Source organism: Seonamhaeicola marinus, assembly GCF_008085455.1.
In genome coordinates this window covers 1,319,304-1,336,809 of sequence record NZ_VSDQ01000679.1, presented here as the reverse complement: position 1 = coordinate 1,336,809, position 17,506 = coordinate 1,319,304, and the positions used below count along the sequence as shown (strand labels likewise).

The 17,506-nt window shown below is 39.0% G+C and carries 16 protein-coding genes; 5 read left to right on the top strand and 11 right to left on the bottom strand.

Translation table 11 applies throughout. The features are described 5' to 3' along the window. Positions 1-88: 88 nt before the first annotated feature. The 4 genes from FUA24_RS16760 to FUA24_RS16745 form a co-directional block, all read right to left on the bottom strand. Positions 89-517, bottom strand: coding sequence for a hypothetical protein (locus FUA24_RS16760; protein ID WP_148544195.1), 429 nt, complete (start codon positions 515-517; stop codon positions 89-91). Positions 518-861: 344 nt separating this feature from the next. Continuing rightward, a complete protein-coding gene (locus FUA24_RS16755) occupies positions 862-1,329 on the bottom strand; it encodes a JAB domain-containing protein (protein ID WP_148544194.1) in 468 nt (155 codons plus the stop codon). A gap of 197 nt (positions 1,330-1,526) precedes the next feature. After that, on the bottom strand, positions 1,527-1,853 hold the full coding sequence (locus tag FUA24_RS16750) for a single-stranded DNA-binding protein (protein ID WP_148544193.1): 327 nt from the start codon (positions 1,851-1,853) through the stop codon (positions 1,527-1,529). A gap of 291 nt (positions 1,854-2,144) precedes the next feature. Then, positions 2,145-2,681 carry a hypothetical protein gene (locus FUA24_RS16745; RefSeq protein WP_148544192.1) on the bottom strand — a complete coding sequence of 179 codons (537 nt, stop codon included), beginning with the start codon at positions 2,679-2,681 and terminating at the stop codon, positions 2,145-2,147. A 140-nt stretch (positions 2,682-2,821) separates the two neighbouring features. On the opposite strand from FUA24_RS16745, the gene FUA24_RS16740 reads away from it, so the two are divergent. Continuing rightward, entirely contained in the window at positions 2,822-3,088 is a 267-nt protein-coding gene (locus tag FUA24_RS16740) for a helix-turn-helix domain-containing protein (protein ID WP_148544191.1), read from the top strand. Between the two features lie 70 nt (positions 3,089-3,158). Next, positions 3,159-3,386, top strand: a complete 228-nt coding sequence (locus FUA24_RS16735; protein WP_148544190.1) for a hypothetical protein — start codon at positions 3,159-3,161, stop codon at positions 3,384-3,386. A gap of 3 nt (positions 3,387-3,389) precedes the next feature. On the opposite strand, the gene FUA24_RS16730 is transcribed toward FUA24_RS16735, so the two are convergent. The 5 genes from FUA24_RS16730 to FUA24_RS16710 are packed head-to-tail and all read right to left on the bottom strand — an operon-like array spanning position 3,390 to position 9,439. Beyond that, a complete protein-coding gene (locus tag FUA24_RS16730) occupies positions 3,390-4,826 on the bottom strand; it encodes a TraM recognition domain-containing protein (RefSeq protein WP_187388308.1) in 1,437 nt (478 codons plus the stop codon). A gap of 55 nt (positions 4,827-4,881) precedes the next feature. Then, positions 4,882-5,601, bottom strand: coding sequence for a hypothetical protein (locus tag FUA24_RS16725; protein WP_148544188.1), 720 nt, complete (start codon positions 5,599-5,601; stop codon positions 4,882-4,884). Positions 5,602-5,606: 5 nt separating this feature from the next. Further along, positions 5,607-7,634, bottom strand: coding sequence for a beta propeller repeat protein (locus tag FUA24_RS16720; RefSeq protein ID WP_148544187.1), 2,028 nt, complete (start codon positions 7,632-7,634; stop codon positions 5,607-5,609). After that, positions 7,631-8,950, bottom strand: coding sequence for a hypothetical protein (locus tag FUA24_RS16715; RefSeq protein ID WP_148544186.1), 1,320 nt, complete (start codon positions 8,948-8,950; stop codon positions 7,631-7,633). Before FUA24_RS16715 ends, FUA24_RS16720 begins: the two co-directional genes overlap by 4 nt. A 3-nt stretch (positions 8,951-8,953) precedes the next feature. After that, positions 8,954-9,439: a hypothetical protein gene (locus FUA24_RS16710; protein WP_148544185.1), complete on the bottom strand. Its 486-nt coding sequence runs from the start codon at positions 9,437-9,439 to the stop codon at positions 8,954-8,956. A 271-nt stretch (positions 9,440-9,710) separates the two neighbouring features. Between FUA24_RS16710 and FUA24_RS16705 the strand changes: the two genes are divergently transcribed. Together FUA24_RS16705 and FUA24_RS16700 are read left to right on the top strand one after the other, a co-directional pair. Next, positions 9,711-11,732 carry a hypothetical protein gene (locus tag FUA24_RS16705; RefSeq protein WP_148544184.1) on the top strand — a complete coding sequence of 674 codons (2,022 nt, stop codon included), beginning with the start codon at positions 9,711-9,713 and terminating at the stop codon, positions 11,730-11,732. A gap of 151 nt (positions 11,733-11,883) precedes the next feature. After that, complete coding sequence (locus tag FUA24_RS16700; protein WP_148544183.1) at positions 11,884-12,285, top strand: hypothetical protein; 402 nt, start codon at positions 11,884-11,886, stop codon at positions 12,283-12,285. 93 nt (positions 12,286-12,378) lie between these two features. Here FUA24_RS16700 and FUA24_RS16695 read toward each other — a convergent pair whose 3' ends face one another. Then, on the bottom strand, positions 12,379-16,251 hold the full coding sequence (locus FUA24_RS16695; protein WP_148544182.1) for a M10 family metallopeptidase C-terminal domain-containing protein: 3,873 nt from the start codon (positions 16,249-16,251) through the stop codon (positions 12,379-12,381). Further along, the gene (locus FUA24_RS16690) at positions 16,251-17,015 is read right to left on the bottom strand and encodes a hypothetical protein (RefSeq protein WP_148544181.1); all 765 of its coding nucleotides are present in this window, start codon (positions 17,013-17,015) and stop codon (positions 16,251-16,253) included. The genes FUA24_RS16695 and FUA24_RS16690 overlap by 1 nt, the downstream gene beginning before the upstream one ends. Before the next feature lie 233 nt (positions 17,016-17,248). On the opposite strand from FUA24_RS16690, the gene FUA24_RS16685 reads away from it, so the two are divergent. Then, complete coding sequence (locus FUA24_RS16685; protein WP_246147068.1) at positions 17,249-17,473, top strand: helix-turn-helix transcriptional regulator; 225 nt, start codon at positions 17,249-17,251, stop codon at positions 17,471-17,473. Positions 17,474-17,506 lie beyond the last annotated feature (33 nt).

Genomic DNA, 17,506 nt, shown 5'->3' with positions numbered 1-17,506 from the left:
ATACATACCATCTTATTCCTAATATTTAACAACATAAAAAAACCTCTCACTGTGAGGTGAGAGGCTGACTCTAGCGAGAGTAGGGAGTTTACATATCGAACTCCAAGATTTGCTTTTCAATCTCGTTCTTGCGGGTTGTCAGTTGTTCTTTTAATACATCTGTTACCAACTTAATGAGATTGTTGTTTGTCGTCTTGAACTCTTTACCGTTTTCATCCTTCAACTGAAAAATACAGCTATCAGAGTTTTGATACTTGAAGATGTTTAATTCATTGAGCGTGTCAGCTAATCTGGTTCGTTGTGATGCTAGACCTTTCATGCGCTCAAAATTACTCAATCTTTCTTCCAGAGACTTTGGTTTCTCTACTGGTGGTGCTGGCTGTTGTACTGTTGTAGCTACTTCTTTTTTCACTGGTACAGTTTCTTTTGCCTCCACCTTTTCTTTAAGGGCTTTACTGTTTGCAGTTGCTGTTCTTTTTGCTACTCCGTTTTTGTTTGCTTTTTCTTTTGTTACCATGATTTTAAAATTTAAAGATTAATATTTGTTTTAAGCGATCGGTCATCATCTGGTAGGGTGATTTCCGAACGGTGAAGGAATTGCCGAAGCTGTACGCAAGGACAAATTCGCAGCGGTTATTTTTTGGCACAAAAAATGTTCGGGCGGATTTGGCTCAAGGGCAAAGGCATGAGGCTACCTTTGCAACGGGCGGAAATTATCTTACCAGTTCGATTGCAGCTTAATTACTATTGATCTGTTGAATATCATGGGTATCAACACAAAACGGGGCCGAAAAGAACATGCATAAAAAAATCCCCTCAAGCCTAAAAAGGTGAGGGGACTCATTTGGTGAATGACAATCACTACATATCACAACCATCTGCCATTGAGTAGTAAGATTCACTGGTAAGTATCAGGTGATCTAGCAGGGCTATTCCAAGTAGCTTACCACCGTCCTTAATGTTCTTAGTCAGCTTTCTATCAGCTTCGCTCGGTTTAAGACTTCCACTCGGATGATTGTGAGCTAAAATGATCGAACTAGCACTTGCCAGTATTGCTGCACTAAATATACGTGCCGGATCTGCCAATGCTGCGGTTAATCCTCCTGTAGATATGGTGACAACTCCAATCACACGGTTAGCACGATTCAGGTAGATGCATTTAAAGGTTTCAACAAGTTCAATAGTGTCAACATCCCACGACTCTCTTAGGATTTCTTCTGCATCGTAAGAGCTTTTAACAGTAGGTAATTCACTGGCTTTTATCTTACGACTATAAGTGATTTTGAGTTCTGCGACATTCGATAACTGGTTTATCTGCGATGGATTCATAATGTATTGGGTTTTACGTTAAACATTTTTGAACCGCAGAGGGAAGGGGGCGAATTAAGCTTTTTCAGCGTTTTCGCGCACTTGCCTAATTTTGCAAAATGTCTGACGTGAAATACTCTATGAAACAGATCCACGCATAAAAAAAGGGAATCGCATATAAATATGGACTCCCTGTAGGTTACTGAATAGAATTAGCTCTATAACAACAGAATTTCGTTGGCTTCAACTTCTGTCACATAGCGTTCGTTTCCATCATCCGTTGTATAGCTTCGGGTCTTTAATTTTCCTTCCAAGGCAATTTCTTTACCCTTTTTTACAAATTTCTCAACAATGTCAGCCGTTTTACCCCAAGCAACAATGGTATGCCAGTTAGTATCCGTCTGTTTTTCGCCTTCTTTATCTTTATAATTCTCATTAGTGGCTAATGAAAATCTGGCTAGTTTTTTTCCACTATCAAGAGTTTTAATGGTTGGTTCTTTTCCGACATTTCCGATTAACTGTACATGGTTTTTAATAGTTCCCATAATGGTTTAATTTTTAATGATTATACATTCAATAATGTAATACTTGTAAGCTCCTAGGGGGAAGCTGCTATCATCCATTTTACACACATATAGTGCGTATAAAACAGGTTCTAAATGGGGAGTCATATCTGATATGACTATAGCAACATTCTACCACTGTAGAGCGAGTGCAAGTTTACAGGGGTCTATCTATCGGGGAAATGAAATAAAAGCAATAAGGAAAATGATAATACATAAAAAAGCCCCTAAGATTTTCATCTTAAGAGCTATGTGAGAGACTAATTCAAAGGGCTATTTCTTTATAAACTTCATGCGTAACTTATCTTTGAGTACCACCAAACCTGATGTGGTAATCTCTGAATCAAACAGGTTGGCTCTTGGCGCGAAATCGTCTTTTATGACTCCATTGATACTAATAACCGTTTCCGCCCAATTGCCATTAGCGTTATCATCAATGACGATAGGCTCTGCCTGATCACTGAAGGTGAGGGAGGTCGTGTGACGCTGGCGTAACGCATCGGGTGTATTCTCAGAAAGTGGTGGAGACATGGTAACTATCTTCAGTAGCTTAAAACCAAAAATATCATCATTAGCTACGATCGTCATAGATTCTATTTCTTCATCAAGTAGCACACGCTGCTCTGCCGTTTCAAAATCAATATGGGTAATATCCCCATTATCAAATAGAGCTTTTAAGACTTCAAGTGTGGTCAAATCACCTGTTTCATTACCTCCATCTCCATCATCGGAATTACTACTACAAGCAGTAAAAATGGAGCTGGTAATACAAAGGACAAAACATAAGCGAATAGCAATAGGTCGTTTCATACGTTTAAGAGTTTTAAGGATTAACAATATGATCCAAAGGTAAAATTCTTTTTCAAAAAACCACTATTTAGATGCCTATATTTCACATGCCCCATTTGTAGATGTTGTCTGAACGGATGCCCATGTCGTACTTTTGAGCTATGGCAAAGAGGAAAGAATATAGCGATGAACAGATTGCCGCTGCAATTGGTCAGGCACTAAAATCACTGCGTAAAGAAAAGGGATTATCGCAGAGTGATGTGTACTTGGCTGCTGGATTAGAAAGAAACACTCTACAAAAATATGATTCAGGTAGAGTGGCTAGACCGATGTTTTCTAACATCATTAAAATTGCAGAGGTAATGGAAATCACACCAGGAATCATTTTCGATAGAGCCTACGAAATTCTCAAAGAAAATAATGGATAAACTTCTCTCACTCTCCATTCTGGCGTGATGTTTGTGTTTACTATGGTAACAAATAGTAAACCGCATTGTCATGGCTTTAGAAAAACGTAAATCAGAACAAGAAGAAATCTCCAAAGAGAACAGGCTTAAACAAATTCAGAAAATGCGTGAGCGATTAGATAATCGTGTCGCCAATGAAAACCGTGACATACGCACCAAAAATATTTCTAATAATACCCACAAGCTTATACAAGAAAAGCGGGCTGAATTGCCCGCTCCAAGTAGAGAACCCGATAAAGGAAAATCGATGGAACGATAACCCTTAAGATGCGATTTTGCGCTGTTCAAACGCTACACGCATATAGGTCTCTCCATCATCAAATGTAGTACCAGCACAGATTAATATACATTCTACAATATATCCGTTTTTCTCACCTCCTGTTGCCAGTAATCGAAACTCTTTCTCTGGTATAATATCCCGATAATCTTCATGTGCATTGGAACTATTATTACCTGCACTCAGACTAGCGTTAAAGCCAACTCTGAACTCGTAATCTCGCCCCACGACACTTTTATAGAAGTCGATAGTGGAAGGATCTGTTGCACATAGCATAAATTTAAACCCCATATTAGACATCCACTGAGACACCAGAACCTTGCCATTCATACGGTTTAAACGCGCTTCTATACTGGCGAGAGATTGGGTCGCATATACCACGATACAGTTCTGGCTACGACAAATAGACGAGAAGTGAATCATGTAGTCATTTACGATTAATTGACATTCATCCACCACGCTAAAGACACATCGATTAGACACATTTAAATCCCTAGACATAACGTCTTTCATCCATAAATAGTAGAACATACCTAAGACTCTATTACCCTCGCTGTAATAGACGCTAGGCGGAAAATTGAGTACAATGATTTTGCCCTCAAAGGTCATACTGGTACTAAAGTTCGTTTCCACATCATCCAATATATTCGCAAATAACCCAATCGTAGCAGGAAATAATGCTGCGTGAATGGTTGCTATGATATTACTGAGTGTGCGCGATTCTATGCGTATTATGGTCTGTAGGAAATAGGTAAGGCTGATATCCAGATTCTCAGTGGTTTCAATGACATTCTGCTCGGTTTTATTGATAAGTTGGATGCAATAGGATTTCGCCAGAAAATCAGCATTATCCAAATCGGCATCACTATGGGGCATCGTATTTAAAATACGCAGCATATTCTTGAATGATACTTTTTCTCCTGCGCAAATGAGCAGAATGGAAGCAGCAATGATAAATTTTTCGATATTTGACTCCCAGAACGGGTCTTGATTCGCACTATTACCTCCATTGTTTAACTGCATAAATGTTTTTACGGCTTCTAAAATGCTCACCGCCTGACTCGACCCAACAGGTGTTAATTGCCGTGCCATTTCTAATGATGCTATCCGCTTATCTCCTGTAGCATCCACATAGATGACATCATCTTCTCTGCCCGCATATACAATGCGTTCTTTTATTTTATCGATGTCGTCCTGCTTGGCACATGTGATGACACCGCCCATACGAGGTTGCGCCATAAATAATCCAAGTGTAATGCTATCTAGGGGTCCGGAACTCTTTCCAGACCCCGTACTTCCTATAATCATGCTGCCATTACAAAATGTACGAGCATCAAATGTGGTATTGCCATATTGTTGAATCACCGCTTCCAGAGGCAGCTCAACTTTCTGTTTTCTATCCTTTACTGTATATGGTTTCATATGTGTATGATTTAAAAAGCCCTGCCTATGCAGGGCTTGAATGAGACTTTGTGTTTCAAGAACGGTGGTTCTTGTTGTTTTGTGGACGTACCACATGAGAGCGGCTTGTTTTACTCACAGAATGTTTCTTTCCAGACACTTTGGTATCTTTCATATTATGCTGTGTGACTTGACCCAGAACGATGGTATCGTTCTGATCCCACCTCAAATCGTCATGCTTCTGGATAACAAAGACTCCAATAACCATCATGGCTATCGAGACAATCTTTAAAAATAACCCCAGATTAGGAGCAAGGAATCGACCAATAATATCTGCGATTACAAATACGACTACTGGCTCCGCAAATGCATTTATCCTTAAGGAACTCTGCTTAAAGAAAGGCATGTCTAACTTGCTTATCACATCATACACAAATCCATCACCTAAATGTCTAGTATATAGGTGTGGGATAGCCCTAGCATTTAAGTAAGCCCTGATTGCATGATAAATAGCAAGGAATAGATAAATCCATGCAAATAACTTAAAACTGGCAAAATCCAGTGTGCCTAAAAATGGTAATCGGGTGATTAAATTTGCCAGACCTGCAATGAGCAACATGGCACTCCATGAGAATATAATATTCTCTAATTTTAAGGCTCTGGCTCCAAAATTCCTGCGCGTGAAAACATGTCCCACCTGCGCCAGCATGAACAATATTCCGATAAATCTATTATCGCTGAAATTAAGCGCAGTATCTGAAATATGTGTTTTTGTATCTGTTTTATGTGCTTCCATGATGTTTAGATGTTAAGATGAATGTTATAACTGAATATGACCGAGCCGACTTTCAGCCCGCCTTTGTTTTTCTCTCCATCGGGAATTATCGGCACGCCCGTAGTCTCAACAAGTAACTGCTTGTTACTGCGTATCTGTACCTTTCGGATAACTCCATTGCCCCTTGGAAAAAATACGCGCTCTTTGGAATCGGTAGCGGGGTTCAGAATCCATATATGACCAAATGCTTTGCGCTCCTGAAGCACAAGTAACTGGTCTGAATGACCGACCAGACGAAATGCCATTGAAACATCGTCATTACACATCTCGTCGCATAAGCTGTATTTCCTCCACGCTATCTCATCTATGGGTGATATATAGATATTATTATCGTAGTTAATCACCATATGATGGGTTAACAAGGCAAAGCCGGTTATGGGTAGCCTCGTAGTTTTAAAGGGCAAAGGAATACGTTTAAATCCAGCAGGAACCGACACAAATAACCCCTCTGTGGTTGCTACCCATAACCTGCTGTTATTATCGACATGTAGCTTGATAATCTCACCTTCTTCATTCGTAAATCTATGTTGTGTTGCATGATTATGCTTCCAGTCAGATTTCCATACCGTCCATCTATAGTGTGAATACGAAATTTCTAGCGAATCATCATAAGTACTTCCCAAAGGCTGCTGCATCTTGGTCTGGGTATTCTGCCACGATTTACCTTTATCGACGCTCTGCATCAATGTGTAGCCCGTAAATCGATCATCCCTTAGATTCTGAATCTGGGCATTTTTGAGATACCAATGACCACGATTCCCAATGGTAAATACTGTACTTACTATGCGCCTTTCAGACAGCTTTTTGCCTGTATCTACATTCCACATAAACTGGTCTTTCCTGCCATAGACAGAATCTCCATCCACTAATGGAGCGATGTACTTCGTGCCTGAGAATATTTCTGGCTTCTGATTGCCAGCAAGCAATCGACAGGCAGGTACAGCATGAAGTGATAGTTTGAGCAAGGGGGCTTTAAAATGTCGATCTCGCCCTGCCATATTACTCATCAACAGTTCAGTAGGGGGTTGTGCCGCTACATAGATCATATCATCATGTATGGTAAATGCTCCGTAAGCATAATATGTTGGTAAGTGGACCTGGACAAATGTTCCATTTTCCAAGTCCATGACGAAATAGTCACTATTCATTTTCACCATTAAACGAGATTTATTAAGGGTAAGAATCTGTCGCAGTGCCCATTGCCCTTTAGATGATGTAAATGGCTTCTGATTACTCAGTGTTTCCCAACTTTCGCCACCATCCCTCGATAAATATAGCTGGTAACCATCTACCTCAACCAGCATATAGGTATCATTAACATACAGTCTGTATGTATGACCATTAGCTTCCGGCACACCTAGCTTGTCATTAAGTGGAATAAAAGACTTACCAAAGTCTTTACTCAGATAGAGTTCTTTATGCGTACCAATCAGTAAATGGCTTGAGCTACTTTGCACTGCTATATCACAGATACGTTCCAGTCGTTTATCATCGTGCAGTTTCAGAGGTATATGTTCCACCGCAGAAAATAACGCCGACCTGTACCGAATATCTTTCGTTGCACGATACATAATCTTGTTCTGTTTATCGTAAGCAATTAATGGACGAATATGCGGTTTATAGCATGGCTCCCATGTGAGTCCGTCACGAGTCCTATACACCCACACATCCGCACGAAATTTACTTTTACTCTTATTGACAATCGCCCATGCATAACCACCCGATTCAAAGAGTTTTATGACCGAATGTGGAATCTGAAGCATTGGCTTCCATTCACCATTTTTTTGCTGAGTAAATACACCGTCCTTGCCACCAATTATCAGCTTGTCCGCAAATGATAATAAATTCGTCACAGGACTAAAACCAATCGGCAGATCCTTTACTAAAAGATAATCTGAAATCGAATCCTTCATGGGAGGGGAGGGAACTGAAGCCTGAGCTTCAGTTATCCCCATACTAATAAGCATCATGCTTAATATGATTACCTTTTTCATGGTGAAGTGGTGTTAGAGTGAGTAGGTGATGCACCCAATTTGCTTAAGACATTGCGGTAAAGTCTATTGGAAGCGGTGGGTGCGCATAAAGCAATGCTCCTTTCGTAAAATGTTTTACGAGATAATGGTTTATCAGGAGCCTTACCCACATGTCGCTTATCACGTGGTCTTACGATAGACTCATCTCCAGAAATTTTAGACCATACTGTGCGCCATGAGTAGGTTTCTTCTACCGTACTAGAGTAGATATTTTTTTGAGTTCTTTTCTCTACGACAGATATGTGAACTACCGATCTTGCGTCAAAACCAGAAGAAAATGTGATCACCGTAGCGGTCTTGGTAATCTCCTTACCATCATCTCCCTTGACCTTTTTTGTGTACTCCTGCTTATCACTACTTTTTCCAATAGCGGTAAGTTCCAAACCACTTGCTTTTAATACTATATGGTAATCGGCATTTTTACTTTCTGTGATTTCCACAAAACGTAATCGGCTTAACCCTAATTTATGCAAATCGGTTTTTATATCGTCCTTGAGTGTTCTAGCAAAACTGCTGCCACTATATGCATAATGACTGGAAATATACACCGTAGACGTTGCTAACTTCTTGGCGGCTTCATATTGCTGTTTAGCATCTTTAAAGTCTTTGACATATTGGTCAGCTATCAGAAATGACATAGCCGATTTTTTATAGTCTGATTTATCCCCTGACTTATTTCCAAGTGCTAAAAAATACTCACCCCCAGCATAATATTCTTCAGCCGCTCGCATTCTAAAGCTAGATAGCTTGGTTGCCAGTTTCCCTACCATATCAGCATCAAGCAATTTTACATCGAGCTTTACTTTGGGATGATCCAGTTGCTTAAGCATACTCATGACATAATTATACTTCTGGATCTGCCACATGCGATTGTAGAGATTCTTGGCACTACGGTAGTTAGCATAAGCACTATCAGGATATTTTTTGACTTCTTGCTCATACTCTTTCTGAGCAGCAATCACATGGTTCTGCTTTAACATTTCGAGAGCCTTCTTCTCCAATCTACGACTTGGATCATGTTGAAAAACTTCGGCTGCCATAGCAAGAGCATCCATGTATCTTTTATCTTTTAAGGCAGATTTGGACTTTCTAGCACACTCTCCAGCCTTTCGGCATGAAACGGCGTACATTCTTTGCCAACGGCTTGGATAATTAGTAAAACTTAATTCTGGGGCTACCTCTATGGGTTTAGGAGCAATGCTCGACTGAGCTTGGATATTTGTGTGGAATGGCATTATTACCAATGCCATGAACCACATGATAATTACAGTTCTCATGGATTAATGTTTAAGGGTTTCTGAAATAGTTTTGTGCAGCTCTTTGATCCGTTCAAGTGATGTACGCACCGATTCAATCACTCCAAGTTCAGGCGGATAAAGTGCCTCCTGAATGCTCTCTAAATGCAGCTGTAGTTTGACAGTGCTTTTACGGGCTTCACTGTCCTTGCTAGAGTTTTGTAATTCAATGCTAAGTCCTCTCCATTCTTCAGCACTGTGCTTAACGAATGTTTCTAATTTTCTCGACAAACGTTTCTGGATTTTTCCCTTCTTCTTCGGCTTGGCTGCAACTAAACGTTTAAGATCTGATTTCATGCTCTGAATGGCATTAACAAAATGATAGGCTTCTGAACAATAGGTGCAATTACTTGGTTTCTTGAACACGTCCTTGAGGTCTTTGAAACTCACTTTCATGGTTTCTTGGGAGCTTACTCCCATTGACAGTAACATCATTATAATGACTGCCATTTTAGGTGCTAAATACTTCATAGTTATTAAGGATTTAATTAAACATTGGACAAATGGATGTCCCGAATTTGCAAGTAAGCACCAAAGTGAAGTTCAAAGCGACACAGCTAACTTTTATCAAATGTTCAGCACATAAAATCACCCCAAACACCTATAAACACTAGATTTGTAGAACTAAAATAAAAACACTATCGTTTCGAGTTATGACTTAACTGTTCAAAAAAAGACGGTTAATTGTTCAGAAAAAGCTTATCTTTTAGGCTTAATTGTTCCATTTGAAACCCTCAAACGCGTGAATCAAGAAAGTGATCCCAAAAGACCGAGAAATAGAGGCACACAAAAACCCCCTAAATTGGCTTCAGATTTTAAAACAGAACTTGGTAGATATGCCAATGAGAAATCTAAAACAAAACAAGCCAAATTAATAAGCAAAATCGTCAATCAACGACTCAATTCTGGTGAAAAGAAATACTTGCTATATCGAGATGCTATACCAAGAAAAGAAGAAGTTCATATAATCAATGGAATAAAAACGTATGAAACATCCTTTTCACATACTTCTATGATACGACTTGAAAAAGATGACCATGAGCCAGACTATCGTACCTTATTGAAAATGGCTTGCTTTTGCGGTTATGATTACCAATATGCAGATGATCTTATTTATGGTCGTATTTCAAAAGAAATTAACTGGACTGAGCATCTAGAAGGTGCGTGGCATGTTTACTATCATGACGCAAAACAAAAATCGGTTAGGCGAACTGTACTTTGGATGGATAAGGACGGTCAAAAGCTTAAAACTTTCCTAAGAACACCTTTTAATGATAAAACGGAGAAAGTTGGTACAGCTGTTATATCTAAAAACAAAGTACTAACGATTAAAATGGACAGCGAACTCCCAGAAATATGTATCTCGGCTGAATTACCCAAAAAGAGTAATGAAAAATATGGAGAAAGATGGATTCTAAATGCTGTAGGTTTGGTTTACGGAGACACAGCACCCATTACTGTTAGTATGGTGCTACTAAAACACCTCAAAATACACTCTCATGAAATACTATTCTCCAAAGCCAACAAATCGGTCGTATATCAACATCTGAATGAAAGCGAAAACTCAACAACAAGTTTTCAGAGTCTAGTTAACGAGATTGTAATATATCTCACTCGACACCGAGATCGTATAATAAAACCATTCCTGGAAACCAGTAAAAACTCTATCCACGATAGAAACGCCGCTTATCTGGAAAAAAGACACCGAACACATTTTAAAGAGCTAAAGCAACAGTTTGAGAAAAATAATGCTCAGAATAAATCATGGTATTCCTTTTCTAGAATACGACCAGAACGAAATAAAATAGCCTTTTTTCGCTGGAATTTCACATATAATGGATCTAGACACGAAATTTTGGCATCTAGAAAAAGACATGGCAAAAGCAATTATGAAGGAGAGGTAACCTATCGACAAAATCACCTTCACATTAGCATGACCTCAGCCATTAAAGGAGATAATAAGAGTAAAAATTTCAAGGCTATATATTCTTTGCAAAAAGATAACTTTATCATTCAAGGTATTAGCTCAACAATAAATCCCGACACAGACTTTGATGAATCACCCCATATGGCAGTGAGGGAAATTCTTTTTTATGCAGATGACTCTTTATTTTCAGAATCAGAATTAAAAAAAGGCATTATTAGCTATGATAGATTTCTTGATTTCAAAGGAATAAGCGATCACAGCAAACTCTATCTCAGCATACGTGACTTCTCCACACTATCCTATCCACATCCAAAATCGGAACAAAAACATTTCTACAGAATGAGCAAAGCTCGCCAATATGCTGGAGAATATTTTGTTCTTCTCCGTTATTTATACCCAACGAAAGGGGGTATTATACCTGAATGGTTATTCTTGATTAGTCTCTCGATCGATAAACTCGCATATGCAACGTTAAAAGTAAAATACCCTAATAAAGATAAAATCACTTCCTATTATGGATCTGCTGAATATTACTCTAAGAATATCCATATACATTTGGAAAGTAACCTTGACGACGACGATGGCTATAAAATAGCAAATCTCGTCCTTAACGATATAGATATTAACGTAAGTGAGAAACCCGACTTTTTTACTGGGGTAGCCTTGAACACAAATAGAGAATATAAAGCCACTGGTTTCCCCTTTGTCATGATACCCAAACACCAATTTAAACAGTTTCCGTTTAAAATGGGCACTCTCAAAACATTACCTGAAGAATTAGAAACGTTAATCCAGAAAAATCTTGGTAAAACCTCGAATGAATACTTTTTCAGCTAGTCTTAATCTTCTTAGCCGCAACCATTAACCATTCGTTAATCTTTCTGGTTTAGAATGTAGGTTCAATTTTATTAACCTATCAGGTGAAATTTCTTCATAATTCACCTGTAAGGGGAATTATAGAATTTCACTCGATGTAAAATTCTTTACTATGAGTAATTATAAAAAGTTCCTTGAGGCATTCTCTAGTTGGCTAGATTCAGGAAGTATGATTCGTTTTTTTCTTTCTAACTCAAAAAAGTCAGGTAAGATTAACCGTAAAAGCATCGCATATTTAAGTGCTTATGATTGTCGAGAAAAAACAGTAATCGATGATGAACATATCCACTATTATATAACCTATGATGATGATAAAGATGATATTGCTGTTGAGTTTCATGTATATCTAGGGTTCGATGGCAATGTAGTTATTACTGGTTCATACGAAAACAAGGTAAAAAAAGCGGATCGTTTTACATTCCAATTAATAGTCCGTACAATGGATTTTGGTATGATCTGCGGCAGAGCCGAAGTCAAAGGTAGATCGGTTTTGTGCCATATGTCTTTGGATTAAAATTTCTATGAGGAGAAACCACTTAGGTTCCTCCTCTTTTTTTATGTTTGTAGGGAAGGGGGGTGTTAACCCCGCATCCCTACATTTTTAGTTCTACAGCACAAAATCGCTACTGGTGAAGTCGATACCGCCTGATTGAACGAAATTAATCTCCATATCTGTTACGCTATCACCATCCACATCAACAAACAACTTGCTTGAATTACCTAGATTACGGTAAGCAATTTCATTCCCTACACCTGTAAAGTCCAGATTGGCATTACCATTACTTAGGAAAGTAAATGTTCCTTCTGCCATACTAGAGAAGTCAATCTGGTCTCCATCAGCCTGACTAAATTGTTGAATCACGTCATGCTCATTGTTTGAATTTAGCCCTGAATCTGCGGCGGAAGTATATACAAATGTATCAGCCCCTTCTTCACCACGCATCAAGTCTTTGCCAGTACCCCCAATGATTCGATCATCCCCATAATCACCAATAATCGTATCATTACCGTTACCTCCCATGAGCGTGTCATTAGCATCTACTTGTAGCTCACCGAGGTCATCATTTCCCCATAGCCAATCATCACCTTCACCACCATCAATGAAGTCGGTTCCACCTTGTCCGAGCAAACGGTCATCACCTCCGCCACCCAGAATAACGTCACTGCCTTCATCTCCACGCAATGTATCTACACCATCATTGCCTATAATTGTGTCGTCGCCTTCACCGCCAAAGCTTCGATCGTCGCCATCGCCTCCAATAATACTGTCATCACCTCCGTGACCATAAAATACATCATCACCAGCATCACCAATCAGAATATCCGCATCTACCGTGCCGTCTATTTCATTATCTGTAACTTGGAAGTTCCAATTATCCTCATTGAGGAAATAATCATTAATAGTGATGCTGTTAGAAGGCGTTATGACTACACCTAAAGCATCTATCTCTGTCAATTTCAAATGATCTGTACCCGCCACTTGCTCAGACGCAAATAATCGACCATTTGCCTCTAGGACATCTGTTAAAGAACTGGAAAGCACTAACGTTTCATCATCAACAAGTACGATTCCGCCATCATCATTAATCGTATCCTCACCAAACGAGCCGTTAAGAACAAAAACATTGTCACCACTAACACCGAACAAAACATCATCACCATCACCGCCATCCAATGTATCGTTGCCCTCACCAGCAACAATAATATCCGCATCCTTACCACCATCGAGGAAATCATTGCCACTTCCTCCAAATAGCGTATCGTTACCATCACCTGCTTCAATAGTATCATTGCCTGCTTCTGCGCTTAATGAATTGCCATTGTGATTACCAATAATATAATGATCACCCGTACCTCCTAAAGCACTTCTATCAATATTGATTAATGTGGTCTGATCTCCATTAGCAATATCTCTATTTTCTGCAATACCTTGCTCTAAATCAACCAAGAGCGAAATGCCTATGCCATCAGCAGGGGTATAGTTAAATGAGTCAAAGCCCACCCCACCATCTACCGTATCATTACCACTACTATAAAAGATGATGTCATTCCCGCTTCCACCATTAATCCAGTCGTCTCCGTCCGCTCCATCGAGGAAATCAAAGAACCCATTTCCAAATATGGTATCGTTACCTGCTGTTCCAACAATATTGTCCAAAGACTCAGTGCCACTGAAAAATTGTCCCGCTATGGTTGTTGGAGCACTTGGATCAATCCATGAACTACCATCCCATATGAGTGTCTGGTCTGCAAACTCAATAATCTCGACATTAGATAGCTCATCTATACCATCTGAACCAACATTATCCGTAACTGTAATATCTTGAGAGGCAAGATTGCTAAACTGGTAATTTGCAGAAGTAGACGCATAAATCACCTTATCCTCAGAGCCTTCGCCCGCATCTACCGTATCATTACCACTACTGAGTTTAGTTATATCATTCCCGCCATAGGTCGTGATGTTGTCATCAAACGCACCATCACTAAACTCATTCACCTTATTATCACCTGTCAGAGTCAGTGACGTGTTCCCAAGACCAATAAAGTCAAAGCTGGTAAATGCAATATTACCAGCAAACAGAATCTCAAACCCAGAAGCGGCATGACCTAAAGTTGTTTGATCCGATTGACTATTATACGCATATTCCAAATCTTTTTCACCACCTACGCCTGCCGTAGCAATTCCAGAGAATCCAAGCGATGTTACATCGATTTTATCCTGCCCCGCAGTAAAGCCGCTAATAATATCTGTATTTACTAACGATAGATCAGCCTGACTGTCCTCAACAGAATAGTACACAAATGTGTCAATGCTACTAGCACCTGATTCAAAAAAATCTCCGTCACCACCGCCATATATTTTATTAGTACCCGTCGCATAAGTGAGGGTAACCGTATCAAGACCATCAGCTCCTTTTATGAACAAATTACTATCTGCGGATAGTACCGTTTCACCGTTATGCATCTCTACATTGAAAAACACGCCATAAAATGCACCAAACGGATGGTTTGGTTCTAACGACCAGAAAGAAGAAAGATACTCATTGGTAACTTTTATCGTGGCATCTGCCTGACCATCAATATGGAAGTTCCAATTCGCCTTGTTAGTGAAATAATCTTTGATGATTACCTGATCGCGTGTCAGAGTTCCTGCATCCACTTGATCATCTTTGAGAATGAGATCATTGGCTTCTTCACCTTCTCCAAAATGATTCACACGCTCCCACGTAAATTTACGCTCCACACCATCTTTTATGATACTGGCATATCCTTTATCCACACTCTCAACAAGCACTTCACCATCAATCAACAACACACCACCATCATCAATGATAATGTCATTCCCAAAATCCCCATTCAGGTGGTAGGTGTCTTCATCTGCACCGCCTTCCATATGGTCATCACCTTGACCTCCATCGATAGTATCTTCCCCTACTAAACCTTCCAACTTATTATCAGCATCATTCCCATATATTTCATCGGCTCCGCCAGCCCCAATGGCATTTTCAATTGTGCCAACACCATTAGGTAATGCATTAACGATTATTCTATCACCAACTGCTGAGTTATATGTACCAATTTCCCTATATGGATCATTTATATATTCTTCTTCTGAGGAAGTAGGAGAAGGTCTTTCTCCAAATCTTAAATCAATCCGAGAATCAACAGTTACGTTACTAGCTATTTTATACGTATCACTTCCGCCACCGTCCCAGATAGTTAAGATGTCTCCCGAAAGCACTGAATTTCCATCTTTACTATCTGATATACTAATACTGCTGGCTGAAATATTTTCTACACCTGCGTTTATTGTATAAACAGTATCACCATCATTATGATCAGTATTTATTCCATATAAAAACTGTAAAGCAGCTATATCATAAACCATGGGTGTACTTGATTGTACGTATGTGTCATTAATTATTCCATTGGCATTTATTGCTAGCTGGTCACGTCCAGACATAAGAGTTGTGAAAGTATTATAGGATGGATTATTTGGAAAAGAGTCTGGGTGAGAAAGCCCTAAGCTATGTAGCACTTCATGAATTAAAGTATAATATTCATGTTCATCTGGATCAAAGTCATTTCCATTATGTGAAGTATATACATTAACCTTATTAATGGTACTTCCAGAGACTTCTGGAGATATAATACCAGCAGCTATTCCAGACGATAAATTTGCATCCGCAAAAACCATTTTGTAATTAGATGTACTATGCTCAAATTTAATGTCTGCAACAGCGGATATCCTATCAAGGATAGGTTGAATTTCTGTATTTGTAAGCCCAATCGATGATGTAATACTTGGATTAAGAAGTAAAGGAAACTGTTTAGTATGATCAACAGTATAATTTATTGTATAAGAATCTCCTGCATTTCCAGTCCATGAGAACGGCTCATTAATGCCTGCTGGTGAGCTTGCGTCCCAATCAGTTAAGTCTTTAATGTATTTCGGTTGACCACTTGTATTAATCGCCATTACTTCTTTTCTCCTTCAATCATATCATTAAATTCATGTAATTTGTTTTCGATGTTTATAAAATCAAAATCAGAGCAAGTAACACCGTATCTTGTGATACTTTTGCGCTCTTTAGGATTTCCAATACGCTCAATATATTCAGAACCGACTAAGAGTACTTTTTCCGCCTTGTTAAAGGATAAATCACATCTAGATGTTCTAATTTCGCGTGTATCGCCAACCTTTATTTTGTTATTAGATTGTTTGACAACTTCATCTACTGAAAAAACAATACGTTTAATGGGAATTGTTTCTTTCTTGCGTTTTGTAGTATCGTTTTCTGTACTGATAACGCTTCCGGTAAACACAAATAAATTATCGTGAGAGGGCTTGTTGTTGCGATACTGCTTCAACAGCATTTTAGGAGTTAGAAAGGTATTACATTGGTTAACATGGATTAAACCACTATCATCATTTGAGAAACTGGCATAAACGACGTATTCTAATCCCTGCTCTCCAATGAAGCCACTCATCCCTTGCGTTCTTGCTCGTATAGTTCGTAATTGAGAGCCATTAATTTTACCAAGCTTGAACGTTTCCTTTACATCAAATAGGATATAACTTCGTCCATCTGAATTTTCATTTGCCTTAACCTTACCAATAAAAACGACATCAGCTGAATCAAATCTTTCTTTAATGCTCATTTTTTGGCAGGAGAAAGCTTGAGCACTTTCTAGCATTAAAAAATTAATCAGTAGAGCTGATAATAAAACAAGATTTTTCATACTCTCGCCTCGCAGAAAAAATTTATGTAAAACAGTTATAGCCTTACCATAATATTGGGTCAATCAAAGAAATGTGCAAATTTCGTGCAGATCGCAACCTATTGATGTATTTACTTATTTTACACCTATAAGACAGGTTGATTCAGTTATCAGACACTTCCTTTTTCTTATTGCTCCGTTAAGAGAATATATTCTCATTACGAGATTGTGTCAATGGCGTTATGTAATAATACATGACTAAGGAAGAATCTTTTGTAGCTGATATTGTAAAGCTGATGGCAGATGAGCGTAAGCGACAGGGATTGTCTTACGAAAAACTGGCAGGGAAGGCGGGTATACATCGCACCACCATTAGCTTGATTGAAAGAGGCAAACAAAACCCCACGTTATCTCTCTGCAAGAAACTAGCGGATAGCCTAGACCTGAAATTGTCCGACCTTATCAAAAAGTGCGAATAACGGGATCATAACATAAATTATGGGAAATGCCGT